General features: G+C 40.8%; 15 protein-coding genes. 7 read left to right on the top strand and 8 right to left on the bottom strand.

Going from position 1 to position 13,047, the window contains the following annotated elements; all coding sequences use genetic code 11:
* Positions 1-128: 128 nt before the first annotated feature.
* Positions 129-731 carry a hypothetical protein gene (locus U3A58_RS19340; protein WP_323826047.1) on the top strand — a complete coding sequence of 201 codons (603 nt, stop codon included), beginning with the start codon at positions 129-131 and terminating at the stop codon, positions 729-731.
* A gap of 252 nt (positions 732-983) precedes the next feature.
* On the top strand, positions 984-2,771 hold the full coding sequence (locus U3A58_RS19335; RefSeq protein WP_323826046.1) for an ABC transporter ATP-binding protein: 1,788 nt from the start codon (positions 984-986) through the stop codon (positions 2,769-2,771).
* On the opposite strand, the gene U3A58_RS19330 is transcribed toward U3A58_RS19335, so the two are convergent.
* On the bottom strand, positions 2,768-3,532 hold the full coding sequence (locus tag U3A58_RS19330; RefSeq protein ID WP_323826045.1) for a methyltransferase domain-containing protein: 765 nt from the start codon (positions 3,530-3,532) through the stop codon (positions 2,768-2,770). The two genes, U3A58_RS19335 and U3A58_RS19330, sit on opposite strands and share 4 nt — an antisense overlap.
* 144 nt (positions 3,533-3,676) lie before the next feature.
* Between U3A58_RS19330 and U3A58_RS19325 the strand changes: the two genes are divergently transcribed.
* The gene (locus U3A58_RS19325) at positions 3,677-4,612 is read left to right on the top strand and encodes a class I SAM-dependent methyltransferase (RefSeq protein WP_323826044.1); all 936 of its coding nucleotides are present in this window, start codon (positions 3,677-3,679) and stop codon (positions 4,610-4,612) included.
* Here the strand turns inward: U3A58_RS19325 and U3A58_RS19320 are convergent.
* Positions 4,609-5,523: a universal stress protein gene (locus tag U3A58_RS19320; RefSeq protein ID WP_323826043.1), complete on the bottom strand. Its 915-nt coding sequence runs from the start codon at positions 5,521-5,523 to the stop codon at positions 4,609-4,611. The two genes, U3A58_RS19325 and U3A58_RS19320, sit on opposite strands and share 4 nt — an antisense overlap.
* A gap of 196 nt (positions 5,524-5,719) precedes the next feature.
* Between U3A58_RS19320 and U3A58_RS19315 the strand changes: the two genes are divergently transcribed.
* A complete protein-coding gene (locus U3A58_RS19315; RefSeq protein ID WP_323826042.1) occupies positions 5,720-6,265 on the top strand; it encodes a 2'-5' RNA ligase family protein in 546 nt (181 codons plus the stop codon).
* A gap of 120 nt (positions 6,266-6,385) precedes the next feature.
* Here the strand turns inward: U3A58_RS19315 and U3A58_RS19310 are convergent, their stop codons facing one another.
* From U3A58_RS19310 to U3A58_RS19285, 6 genes are all read right to left on the bottom strand, one after another.
* Complete coding sequence (locus U3A58_RS19310) at positions 6,386-7,249, bottom strand: DUF5777 family beta-barrel protein (RefSeq protein ID WP_323826041.1); 864 nt, start codon at positions 7,247-7,249, stop codon at positions 6,386-6,388.
* The gene (locus U3A58_RS19305; protein ID WP_323826040.1) at positions 7,249-7,785 is read right to left on the bottom strand and encodes a YceI family protein; all 537 of its coding nucleotides are present in this window, start codon (positions 7,783-7,785) and stop codon (positions 7,249-7,251) included. Before U3A58_RS19305 ends, U3A58_RS19310 begins: the two co-directional genes overlap by 1 nt.
* A gap of 112 nt (positions 7,786-7,897) precedes the next feature.
* A complete protein-coding gene (locus U3A58_RS19300; protein WP_323826039.1) occupies positions 7,898-8,284 on the bottom strand; it encodes a 2-polyprenyl-6-methoxyphenol hydroxylase in 387 nt (128 codons plus the stop codon).
* 90 nt (positions 8,285-8,374) lie between these two features.
* A complete protein-coding gene (locus U3A58_RS19295; protein ID WP_323826038.1) occupies positions 8,375-9,670 on the bottom strand; it encodes a hypothetical protein in 1,296 nt (431 codons plus the stop codon).
* Positions 9,648-10,208: an RNA polymerase sigma factor gene (locus U3A58_RS19290; protein ID WP_323826037.1), complete on the bottom strand. Its 561-nt coding sequence runs from the start codon at positions 10,206-10,208 to the stop codon at positions 9,648-9,650. Before U3A58_RS19290 ends, U3A58_RS19295 begins: the two co-directional genes overlap by 23 nt.
* Before the next feature lie 260 nt (positions 10,209-10,468).
* Positions 10,469-10,981 carry a DUF6702 family protein gene (locus tag U3A58_RS19285; protein ID WP_323826036.1) on the bottom strand — a complete coding sequence of 171 codons (513 nt, stop codon included), beginning with the start codon at positions 10,979-10,981 and terminating at the stop codon, positions 10,469-10,471.
* Positions 10,982-11,064: 83 nt separating this feature from the next.
* Here U3A58_RS19285 and U3A58_RS19280 point away from each other — a divergent pair, with 83 nt between their 5' ends.
* The 3 genes from U3A58_RS19280 (at position 11,065) to U3A58_RS19270 (ending at position 12,906) form a co-directional block, all read left to right on the top strand.
* Positions 11,065-11,646 carry a HupE/UreJ family protein gene (locus U3A58_RS19280; protein WP_323826035.1) on the top strand — a complete coding sequence of 194 codons (582 nt, stop codon included), beginning with the start codon at positions 11,065-11,067 and terminating at the stop codon, positions 11,644-11,646.
* 125 nt (positions 11,647-11,771) lie between these two features.
* On the top strand, positions 11,772-11,975 hold the full coding sequence (locus tag U3A58_RS19275) for a hypothetical protein (RefSeq protein ID WP_323826034.1): 204 nt from the start codon (positions 11,772-11,774) through the stop codon (positions 11,973-11,975).
* A 151-nt stretch (positions 11,976-12,126) separates the two neighbouring features.
* The gene (locus U3A58_RS19270; protein WP_323826033.1) at positions 12,127-12,906 is read left to right on the top strand and encodes an NIPSNAP family protein; all 780 of its coding nucleotides are present in this window, start codon (positions 12,127-12,129) and stop codon (positions 12,904-12,906) included.
* Positions 12,907-13,047: the final 141 nt, after the last annotated feature.

The following is a 13,047-nucleotide window of genomic DNA, read 5'->3' as shown; positions in this document are numbered from 1 at the left end:
TCAATGAAAAGTATTGAAAAATGGCTGCATACTAATTTTCAGCCAAAAAAACACGTTTGCATTTACCTTGCTGGGCATGTTTATTGGAGACTGAGTCCCTTCACCCTAGTTTGTAAATTAACACCCCCATGAAGAGCGTATTGCACCTGTTCCTTATTTTGATTGCTTTTATGACCCTGCCATTTTTCACATTTGCTCAAGATGGCAGTGAGGATAAAGGCTCACTGGAGTCAGGAACAATTGATAGTCAGTTTGACTACATCTACAGTGTCTCCAATAATTTCCAAGAATACAAAGTAGTAAAGCAGAGCAATCTGGATCAACTTAAATCCCACATTCTGGACTCCATGCGTACGATGAGAACTGAAGTAGGAGATCTCAAGCTTTTGTTAGTGAGCGAAAAAGATTCTGTCAAAAACCTTAATACTATTTTGGCCACAGCAGAAGCAGAGAAGCAGGAAGCTATTGCCGAAAAAGATAATTTCTCCTTTCTGGGAATGGGAATTCACAAGGCAGTCTATTCTTCTATGATGTGGATATTGGTAGCGGTGCTTGCTGGAGCGCTGGCTATATTTTCCTTTCAATATTACAGTAGCTTCAGGAAAATCAAAAAGGCACAAAAGGACTTAGCTGAAGTGCAAGAAGAATTTGATAATCATCGGAAGAATATGCTGGATCGTGAGCGCAAGCTCAAGCGGGAATTGGTTGATGCACAACTGGGCAGAAAGTAGCATCATTCCTCGATTTGGGTTTCCTGATTGATAACTTTTTATTCTACTTATTTCAAATTGACAGTGAATGCTAAGAATTGTAGCTATTTTAAGAGACTTTCTCCCTATCTACTCTTGGTGAATCAGTGTAGCTCAGACATTATTTTTGAAATTGGTTTATTAGTCTGGGGTGATCTTCAAACCTTTCCGTTTTACTGAATACATCCTTGCGAAAAAACCTTAAGTTTGTGCCCTGAATACCAAAATTAACGGATGGCTAAGAAAAGAGGAACTGCTTTGGACGAGAGTGAAAAGAGGAAGTTGAATAAGCAGAATTTAAGTAAACTGGGAGGCATTTTTCAATTTTTGATGCCGTATAAAGGAGCATTCTTTTTGGGCTTGGTTTTCCTTGTATTTTCCTCCCTTACCCTGCTTACATTTCCTTTCGTCGCTGGCAAGCTGATCGATACTGCTCAGGGCACAGATTGGATAGTAAGTGATATTAATTCGATTGCGCTAATATTGGTGGGAATTTTGGCTGTGCAAAGTGTTTTCTCATTTTTCAGAGTATGGCTTTTTGCCTTAGTCTCGGAGCGATCCATGCGAGATATTCGCTTAGCCTTATACTCTAGGATGGTTCGTTTGCCGATGACTTTTTTTGATAAGCGTAGAACGGGAGAATTGATAAGCCGAATCACGTCCGATGTGAGTATGCTTCAAGACACGTTCTCAGTTACGCTTGCTGAGCTATTCAGACAGGTGGTTACACTTGTAGCAGGTGTAATTTTCTTGATGGTCAACACCCCAAAATTGACCTTGTTCATGCTTGCTACTTTTCCTGTATTGGTGGTGATAGCAATGGTCTTTGGGAAATTCATCCGAAAACTTTCTAAAAGTACGCAGGATGAACTTGCGGCTGCCAATGTGATTGTGGAGGAGACATTGCAATCGATCAGTACAGTCAAATCATTTGTCGGAGAAGCTTTCGAGTCTGCTCGATACGGTAGTGGTTTGAATAGAGTAGTGGGAGTAGCTTTGCGGGCAGCCAGGTACAGAGGCGCTTTTATTTCATTTATCATCTTCGCCTTGTTTGGAGGGATAGTAGCTGTGATGTGGTACGGAGCGAGTCTGGTGAGCTCTGGCGAAATGAGTGTAGGTGAGTTGGTCTCTTTTGTGTTATACACCACATTTATCGGTGGTTCGATAGCTGGACTGGGAGATATTTATGGTCAAGTTCAGAAAGCTATAGGTTCTTCTGAGCGGGTTTTAGAAATATTGGACGAAGAGCCTGAGTCCGCCACAGGCACTAAGACTACTAATTTTCAGGGAAAAATTGCTTTTGACCATGTCAGCTTTCATTACCCGACTCGTCCTGAAATGGAAGTGCTCAAAGACCTAACTTTTCATGTGGATCCGGGTGAGAAAGTCGCGTTGGCCGGTCACTCAGGAGCTGGAAAATCTACGATTATTCAATTGCTGATGCGATTCTATGACGTACAACAAGGATCGATTCAAGTAGATGATCGTCCGTTGAGCGAATGGGATCTTCAAAACCTCCGTTCTCATGTAGGAATGGTCCCTCAGGAAGTGCTGCTGTTTGGAGGGTCTATTCGAGAGAATATCGAATATGCAAAACCAGGAGCCACTGAAGAGGAAATTATTTTGGCTTCGAAAAAAGCTAACGCCTGGCAGTTTATTTCTCAATTCCCGGAAGGGCTGGATACCTTGGTAGGTGAGCGAGGAGTAAAGCTTTCTGGTGGTCAACGACAGCGTGTGGCGATCGCCCGTGCTATTCTGAAAGACCCCTCAATTTTGATCTTGGATGAAGCTACATCTTCTTTGGATGCGGAATCAGAATCCTTGGTGCAAGAGGCATTGGATGAGCTGATGAAAGGAAGAACTACCATTATTATTGCGCACCGGTTGGCTACTATCCGCAAGGTGGATAGAATATATGTCCTCAGCGATGGGGAAATTGTAGAACAAGGCAATCACCTTGATCTTCTAGACAGAGAGGATGGGTTTTATGCCAATTTGGTTAGACTACAATTTGCCGATTAAGCCAGATTATGTGCGCAGATGGATTTGGTCATGCCTAGGATTTTTTCCTGATACATGCTTGAAGCAGGGAATAACAGTTGCATTTCCTTTATATCCAGCAGTCGGATTTCATCCAGGTATTGCTTCGCATCCTTAGGGTTCCATTTTTGAAGCCTACTCAGTTTGGTTTTGGTCAGCATAAAGTACAGCAGACGATGAGGAAGGTACTGAGCAAAAGGGATCGCGTAATGAGCTTCCACGGGGAAAGTCCGATTGGGTGTTTGGATAAAATGCTTTTTGCCCACGCGCATAATCTCATTCGCCATCTTTTGCTGCTTGTCCCAAGTATATAAATGCTCAATAACTGAATTTGAAAACACCAAATCGAAGCTGTTGTCTCCAAACTCAGGCATATCCATAGCATTTCCGACCAAAGATTTGATCTTGGGATGTGTTGTTTTCTGCTCACTGAGATTGAGTAGAACGATTTCTATATTGGGAAGTGACGGGAGACTACTCCTGTCCCAGAAGTAAGAAGCTCCACCTACATCCAGGACTCTAATGGGTTCATTTTTCGAAAAATTCTGAAAGAACAAATCCTCAAAATATTTTTGTCTCTGATTTCTAAATTTGGCTCCCAAAGAGTCGGGATTGTCGGATGGTGAAAATAAATTCGAAATAAAACTCATGCGTTGCCCTATAGGCGTTTCTGCTAACAAATACTTACAAAAGTAATCAGCCTTGGTGATTCTTTTCTTAATATTGACGTCGAAATGAATCACATTTCTTATTTAACGGTACTGATTCGCTTTGATGGAAATAAAAAAGCCAGATGTTGAATAGTTTTAATAGGAATAGTTTGGCATTCGTATTTGACTTGAGAATTACAATGAAAACCATGCACGAGCATATTTTTATTCGTGGAAATGCCCAGTGATCTGCTTAATGCCTGTAAATTTTGTGGGAGTTTAAGTTTTAACTCTTTTGAGGCAAGTGAGCGCATGTTCGGGATGGGAGGATCCTTTGCCTATTCAAAATGTGAGGATTGCAGGTCAGTCCAATTAGATAAGGTTCCACAAAATCTCGGTGATTATTATTCACGTGCTGGATATTATTCGTTTTTACCCTTAGTGCAGTCTAGCTTTGCCAGCAAGGTGTTTAAGAAGATTCGCATGAACTTATTTCTTGCTACAAAGGCTCAGTTTTTTCAGCCAAACGAATATGGTTATTGGCTTAAGAAATTGGCTCCGAAGTATCATTCAAAAATTGCTGACGTAGGCTGTGGAAATGGCCAATTGCTATATGAATTGTTTGCTTCTGGCTATACTGATTTGCATGGATTTGATCCGTTTATGGAGAAAAATCTTGCAATTAACACTAATCTTCACCTCTGGAAAAAACGAATAGAAGAGAGTGAAACGTCCTTTGATCTGATCATGATGCATCATGCCTTTGAACACATGGAAAGTCCAATGGAAACTCTTCAGGCTTGTTATGATAAACTCAATCCTGGGGGCAAGCTATTGATTAGAACGCCAGTTACCGATGCTGCCATATGGAAGGAGAAGCGGGAGTTTTGGGTTCAACTAGATGCGCCACGGCATTTGATTATTCCGTCAGTTTCTGGGTTTAAGATGCTTTCTAGAGCTATTGGCTTTGAGTTTTATGACCTGCTATTTGACTCTACTGCATTTCAATTCTGGGGTACAGAATTATACGAAAGAGGTTTCTCTCTTCATCAGAAATCGGCAGTGGACATTTTTTCCAAGGATGACCTAGCCAACTTTGAAAAAAAAGCCCTCCAATACAATCTTGAGGGCAAAGGTGATCAGGTTTGCTTTTTTCTACGTAAGCCCACTTAGACTTTGAATAAGGCTTCAAAGAAGCCCATAGTCTCACCTTTTTTCTTGAAGATCAGCATAGGCAGAATGTTATTCACCACGACGAGTTTCTCTGCTACACTTCCTAGTAGTATTGCCGCTGATTTTGTTTTGCCTCTTGATCCGAGCAAAATCATGTCTGCATCGAGTTTTTCAGCCTCTTCGAGCAATGCTTTGCCTTGCCCTTCTCCATTATTTAATACAAATTGGCACTGCAATTCCTTATGATTGAACTTTTGGATAAATCGCTTAAAGTCCTCCTTCGCATTTTCCTTCATTATTTTAGCAAATTCCTCAAACGTCTTTCCTGTCTTGGAGTATCCATGAGGCACTTCGTACAAATGGACCGGAATGAGTTCTGCACCTAATTCTTCAGAGATTCGCTCGCCAAAATCATAGATCAAATCTGTATGATCAGAGAAATCTGAAGGGATCATAATTTTTTTAGGTAATCCTGGAGACCTTCTTTCTTGCAAAAGTAACACTGAACAAGGGGCTTTTTTAGCCACTCCTTTGGCAAGAGATCCTGCCCCTTCTAGTTTCTCTTTCCTACCCATAATGATAAGATCAACATCCTTGATTTTGGACCATCTAAGAAGGGTCTCTAGTGGATGTGCACCTTCTTCTGCGAAAACCTCAATGTCCATATTTTCAGGAAAATCAAACTCATCCAGCTTAGCTTTAATTAGTGCTTCAATAGATTCATCCCCTGGAGCTAACAATTCAGGATGATTTTTAAGGATTGCATCAGGCACTGCCAAATTTTTGGAGACATGCACAAAGTAGCATTTATCTATGCCTAGAAAGCTTAGGTACACTATCGTTTTTTTGATCAGGATATCATCCATCTCGGTGAGATCAAGACCTATCATGGCCTTATAAAAATACTTCATAGCTGTATGGGGTTTATTCCCCTTAATTTAAAGCTTTGATCCAGTTTAACGAATAGTTTTTTTGTTTTTACAAGAGGAATTTCTTTTCGAGGTAATTTAGCCTGATGAAATCGAGCATGACTCTAGCGTCACACACTGGGATGATTATCTACCATGTGAGATTCCATGTGGCTCATAAAAATCAAATTATAAACACATGAAAGTAATTCAGAAATATTTTTTGGCACTAGTGCCTGAAGGTGAGTTTCAGGAGCAGGTGACTAAGCTAAAGTTGGAAATCAGGAACCGCTACCAAGCTAAATACGCGCTCAAGTCACCCGCCCATATTACCGTGAAAATGCCATTTAGCTATAATGAAGCCAAGGAAGATAAACTGATAGAGAGGCTCGGAGGCTTTATTAGTAAGTATCCGTCTATGATTCTGACAATAAAAGGGGTGAAAACCTTTGGAGAGCGTGTCATCTATCTTGAGGTAGAAGCAGGGCAGGAGTTGTATGGTTTTCAACAAGAGCTGAAAACTTTTTGCAAAAGGGAGTTGAACCTCGTGGATGAGCTCAGTGATCGGAATTTTCATCCGCATGTGACTATTGCTTTTAAGGACATTAAAAAATCTCAGTTTCAGAATATTCTACAATTCTCGTCAGAAATGAATCTTACTCAAAAACTGCTCATGTCTGATGTTATGCTGATGAAACGGGTAGATGGAGTGTGGCTAGTGCACAAAAAGATAAAACTTGGGTAATTCTAAGCGACTATTTAGGCAAAAATATGATTTTGACTAAATGTAAGTTTGGAATAAATCCTCAGACCACATGCAGAGCTGTGTAGTATTGTCGAAGACAGGTTCCGGTGAAGATTAAATCTACTTGCTTCCAAGCTGAAATGACCTTGCCACATTAAACCCGAAATGTATGTCGCTATCAAAGAAATTTCCCTGAGTGGAAGAAATAAACCCAGCAGGAGTCATTTCATTGGAATTGGTAAAATGAAGTTGAAATACATGTCCTCCTGTTTCTATATCCACCCCTATCCCAAGCGAATTATGTCCAGGTAAATTCTTTCCAAATCTATAATAATATTCACCCGTTAAACTTACTCTTTTGGATAGTGCCAATCTGCTAGCAATTCCCATTGCTACTAGATTATTAGGTTCATTTTCTGTGGCAACAAGATTTCTGTGGACTAAGGTGGGCATAAGTTGCAGGGAAAATAAAGGGCTGAACTTACGGGCCACTATAACTTGATGCACATATCTGAGCCTCCGCTGCAAAGTCATGGATAGCTCGGGTCTCTTCAGACCATAGACAGAAATATCACTAACCCAAGTGGCAGAGAGTGGCATTCCTACAGTTTTTTGCTTAAAGATCCGACCTTTCAAAAATCCGTCATATACTTTGTTTAGGGAATTTCTACCAAATCCCAAAGTGATCCGATCCGATAAGGAGTAATCCAATCCCAGCCTTACATTAGAATCATCCAGCCCAAACAAGTTATATCCTCCGGAGTTTAACCTGCCAAAACGGTGGGAGATGATCACATCCAGGTTTCCCTTTCCTCTGGTTTCTATGGATTGACCGTTGATTATCCGTGTTCCTTTGAAAGTACCCAAAACTGTTCCCGATTCCTGCTCAGATTGCGCTCTCAATTGCTCAAGCATGTCCTGACTTTGGGCAGAAAATGTAATAAGAAAAATAAACCAGGTAAGAAAGTGCTTGTTCAAATCCATTATTTCTGCCGTTTAAATTCAAATTTTATGCTGACCTCTACCTCCTCAGCTATATTCTGAAACATTAGCCGGGGGATTTCAATATGGTAATCCTCCAATACAACTTGAAAGACTGCTTGTATCTCGATTTTTCCGCCCTGGTCGCGAATCGCTCCTCTGATTTTGACTGGCTGGGTTACTCCATGGATAGTTAGCTCTCCTTCGGCAACTGCGTTGGATTGAGAAATCCCCGGACTGTACCCAGATATTTTCCCATGAAAATAAGCTTCCGGGAATTTATCAGATTCCAGGTAGTTTTCATTGAAATGTACTTTCATCAAAGACTTTCTAAACTCAAACCCATTGATGGGAATAAGAAAAACCGCCTCACCGCTTGTTGGGTCAAAAATGGCTGTCGCTTTTTCGTTTTCTGCAGTGATATCTTCTATCAATGCGCTGCTAAAAAATCGGACATAGCCAGATGTGGAGCGCAACGATTGACAATGAACCTGAACGGCCAGGGCAAGCATCAAGGGGAAAAAGACTAATCTTTTCACATGATTATAATTTAGATTTATTTGCTCAACGCCTGCGGAATTCAAGAAAACACCTAAGGGGTCTAATATTCATCCTCTTGTGTATCGCTTGAGTCATGCTCGATTTCATGTCTTAGTTGTCTTTTGCTCCGGCAGTTACCCAGCAATAGATGAGTTCTTTTTGCTCGCTACTGAGGGATCTACCCGAACTGGCTGGGGGCATTATTCCAGACTGCGTATTTGCCCTAATTTGGGAGGAAAACTGTAGTATGTTATCCTTAACAGTAAAATCTGCCCTACCTGTGCCGTCCACATGGCAGCCGGATACTGCACAGTTTTGCTGAAGGATAGGCACTATATCTGCCGAAAGTGACGCATTACTGTCCTCACACCTGACTGAGCTAGGAGGAGGCAATCGGTCCTCCGATTCGGAAGAGCAGGAAATGGAAATAAGGAGAAAGGCCGTGATACTGGCCAAAATAGCCAGGTAGTGTTTCTGAATTGAGATTTGCGTTTTCATGGTTAATTAGTTTTGGTTTGTTTTAGACAAATAGATTTCTACCACTCTCTGAAAAGGGAGTGCCGCTTGATAAAGGAATATTTCTGATTATTACTTTTTGAGTTGGTTTGGGTAAAATTTAAGTCCTACAAATAAGCCGGTGCTTTTCAAGGAAATATCTCCTTCGCCCACACCGGTGATCGGCACTTTGAAGTACGGTTCCACTTGAACACTTAATTTATTTCCTAATTTTCTTTCATATCCCACACTGAAATTGAGCACCCCAAAGAAATGGTTGTTGGCTCCAGTCACTTCTAATTCTTTAGAATAAGGATAGCCTGTACCGATATTCAGGTACTCCAGTTTATAATGTTCCTTGAGCATCAAATAGGAAGAAAGACCCGCACTGGCAAAAACCCGTTGAAGCTTGCCCTCAATAGGATAAAACCTCAAATTGAAAGGAATATCCAGTATGTCACATTCCCCTATCACTCTGTCAGGTTGCTTACTATAGCTCAGTTTATACCCCTCATCTGAACTGTAGGGTTTGAAGGAATAATAGACACCACTGGCAATACTCAGTCGAGGTCTTAGAAAATACTCTGCACCTATTCCGATCGCTTGTCCGGCCTTTCCGAATTGGTTCAATTTGATCCCGCTCAGATCTGGAGCAGCCTGGATAGAAAGGTTGAATTCTCCTGCAAATCGACTTTTACCTTTCTCCTTTACTACTTCAAGATTGGTAATAGTTTCTCTGGTCTTTCTCGTTTGGATCTCAATTTTTTGGGGGAGGGAAACTCCCACTTCCGAGAAAGGAACTTGATTGACCTGCCAAAGTAGAGAACTGTTTTGCCTGTTCTTACTTTCAGAAATAATCGAAAGACCAGACATAGATTCAAGTACCCATAGTTTCTGACTCTGTGTCGTTTGTTCTTTCATTATACCTTCCGAAATCTGTTTTTGGGAAGAAATCTGTGTATGAGAATTCACAGGCGAAATCGCTGTAGGTGCCCCAGACAAGAGGGCATTAACATCGGATTTGATAGGGCTTATCGATGGCAGTGCTGAATGATCCTTGGCTTGGTTTTTCTCAAATTCTGATTCTCCAGAATTCAATCCGGACAGCTGGGTATGTATTTCATTGGTAGATGTATGTTGATCTGCATCCTGATTTTCCCTAAGATAATTCCAGCTTACCATTGAAATCAATACAGTCATCAGTATGACTCCAGCCCAGCCCAAACCTTTTCTTCCAACCCAGGCAGGAGGAGGAGTGGAGGCTTGGTCGAGACGTGCACGCATTTCCCCCCAATCTTCCTCAGAGAAGGGAATCTGCGCCGATTCGGATATTTTCCTCAACATATCATCCAGCTCCTTATCACTCCTATCGTAGGATTTCTTCCGCATGGGTTCTGGGGTTTAATAGTTCTCTTAATTTTTCTCTTGCTCGGGAGAGATTGGATTTGGAGGTTCCTATACTAATACCAAGCATCTTCGCTATTTCTTCGTGATTATACCCATCCAGAATGTAGAGATTGAATACGGTACGATAGGCTGTTGGTAATCTTTGGATCAACTGGGCCAACTCATCGTACTGCATGTCATCCAAAGCGCTTGGCTGTGAGTTTTTTGATTCGGGAATAAATTCAAAACCTGTTTCATGGCCTTGTCTCTGGTGTTTTTTATAATAATTGATACATAGATTCACCAATACTTTTCTAAACCAGGGCTTAAATGGCAGCTCAGGGTTAAACTTTTTGGGATCTGTGAAAAGCACCATGAATCCATCATGCAGGATTTCCTTTGCCCCCTCACGGTTAGCGTTATACCTGAGGCATATACTCATCCCATAACTGTAATAGAGTCTATACAGTACTTCCTGATCTTTTCGGTTTTTACCTATCAGGCCTTGCCAGTTTTTTTTGTCCAGTATTTCAGATTTCACATTCCCAAGCTTGCTTTAGCCCATACAAGAGGAGGTATCAATTGGTTGCGTGGGTAATTAAAAATAAGTAAAGAGTTTCTCCTTTTTTGTGTTTTAGGTGGAAAGTTGGTAGTAACAGTTTAACTGACAAACTTTGCGCTCTTCTGAGGCTAAATCAGTCGTTGGTTTAAAAAGCTATTCTTTTTAGTGCTCAAAAAAATAGCCGAGTTTCCCCGGGCTATTCAGTTTAGAAGGTAGAATTATTGGTTAATTTTCCTGATTTAGATGTCCGGTTTGTTATTATTATTATTCAAAACTCCCGTATCCCTACCCTTTCCTAGTATGATACTTTTAGGAGAATTGGTCCCAAAATAAACTTGGACTACATTTTTTTGATCTGGAAAATATTCGAGAAATAAACTGTTTTTGACTTTAATGGAAGTGGCCTCACTCACTTTTTCCGATTCGAGGTAGAACCAAGCGGCATCTTCTTCGATTTCGTAGCCTATGAATTTTAATTTCACAGCTATACCATCAACCCACAACTGATTTTGGGAAAGCAGGTAAGTCTCAACTTGCTCGTTGAGCAATTCCTTATTGGCGGGGTTCAAAAAATCAATTGACTTCTCGTGATATCCACTCAAAGCAATCTCCAGATCATCCCAGAAAATCTTCTGTGAAATTTCCACATGTTCAGTCTCTTTATTCCATTTAATCTCCGTCAAACTGATGTGGAATGGATGTGCAAATACCAGCCATCCCACGCTGAACATGTATAAGTAAAACTGGTGCATTTGGTATTCTGTGGTCTGTCTTTTCTGCTAATTATGCTGTATAATTGCGCAATTTACTTCTTTAGAGGTATTTAACCGTTTCTATGAGTTCATTTCAATTGTATTTTCGTCTTGGCCTTGAGCATATCCTTGATATCCATGGCTATGATCACATTCTTTTCGTATTAGCCTTGTGCGCGGTCTTTATTCCTAGAGATTGGCGCAAAGTTGTTATTTTAGTGACTGCCTTCACGATTGGCCATTCCTTGACCTTAGCACTGGCCACGTTTAAAGTGATCCAGGTGAATTCCGCTTTGATCGAGTTTCTGATTCCTGTGACGATAGCGATTACTGCCTTTATTACAATTCTCCGACCAAAACCGGCCTCTGGCAAAGGACTTTCCATTAATTACCTGTTCGCATTGTTCTTCGGGTTAATTCACGGGCTGGGATTTTCAATTTATCTCCGAAGCCTGTTGGGAAAAGAAGCAAGTATTTGGCAGCCTCTACTTGCATTCAATCTTGGATTAGAATTAGGTCAACTCGTCGTCGTAGGAATATTTCTACTTGCCACATCTATATTAGTAGGGATAGCAGGTGTGAGTCGGAAAGAATGGACTCTGGTGGTCGCATCCATGGTTTTTGGTGTCGCACTGATGCTGATGTTGGAAGCGAAATTTTGGTAGAAAAATGAGAATGAGTAAAAAACCTGAATATATAATTAGAGTTTATACTTGACCCCCAGTATGCTGATTGTACTTTTGAGATATACTACATCTCAGTAGAAATCTGGCGAAAAAATGAAACAGAGGTGACTAAAGTATTTGTGAAAAAGAAGGAAGTCACTCAACTTATCCTTGATCCCAAAAGAGAAACTGCCGATATAGATGAATGGAGTAATTACTGGCCAAGACAGTATCAGCCCTCTAGATTTGAGATTTTCAAAGGAAATGGAGCTGTCCGGGGGGCATCTATTGGCAGCAATACGATGAAAAGAGCTAAAACCAATCAATAAAAAAGCCTACGGGAATTGGCTTTTCCCCTTTAAAGTTCAAGTTCCTGATCAAGCTTAAAATTCTCTTAGGATTTATTGAGCAGGACACATGAATATAAAGTTAAACTTAGATTGCAAACCAATTACCAATTCATAACCTAAAACCTATAAAATGAGACTATTAAAAAAATTATCCTTTTCGCTTTTTGCGATTTGCCTGCTGATGAGTTCAAGCTTGATGGCACAAAAAAGAGATTTCTACGAATTGAGGACTTATCACATTGAGAATGCAGCGCAAGAAGCTATGCTCGATGATTATCTCGCAAATGCATTTATCCCAGCTGCACATAGGCATGGAATAGCCAAAGTGGGCGTTTTCAAACCTGTAGCTTCCCAGCCAGATGCGGGCAAAGCCGTGTATTTATTTGTTCCATTTAAGTCCATGAAAGAATATTTAGCTTTGGATGGGAAATTGGCAAAAGACCAAGCGTATCAGGCAGCCGGAAGTGCTTACATCAATGCGGCATTTGATAAGCCTCCCTATAAGCGAATTGAAACTTCTATTTTGCAGGCAATGATAGGACATCCAAAGTATGCTGAGTCAGCACTTACTAGCCCAAAGAAAGACAGGATTTATGAATTGAGAAGCTATGAAGGGCCGACAGAGAGACTTTACAAGCAAAAAGTGAAGATGTTTAACTCTGGTGAAATGGACATTTTCAGCAGGCTAAATTGTAGTCCAATATTCTATGGAGAGACTATCGCCGGCGCAAATATGCCGAACTTGATGTATCTGACTACCCATGAAAATATGGAAATTAGAAACCAGCATTGGAAGCAATTTGGAGCAGATCCTGCTTGGGCAGCCATGAAGGACCTACCGGAGTATCAAAATACGGTCTCTAGGAACGACACAAGATTACTTTACCCAGCTGAATATTCTGATCTTTAAGCCAACAAACAATTGCAGACGTGGCTGTCTCAAAAGTAGATAGTTTAAAAGGCTAGTCGATTACTCGGCTAGCCTTTCTTGTTTTACTCAAAATATGTACTTTGAGGTGTGGAAAAACAAGACTTAAATGTAGTCTTTAAA

This window comes from Algoriphagus persicinus, from assembly GCF_035156415.1.
GTDB classification, from domain to species: Bacteria; Bacteroidota; Bacteroidia; order Cytophagales; family Cyclobacteriaceae; genus Algoriphagus; species Algoriphagus persicinus.
The sequence above is the reverse complement of the archived record's forward strand: the minus strand, read 5'-3'. Positions and strand labels throughout refer to the sequence as shown.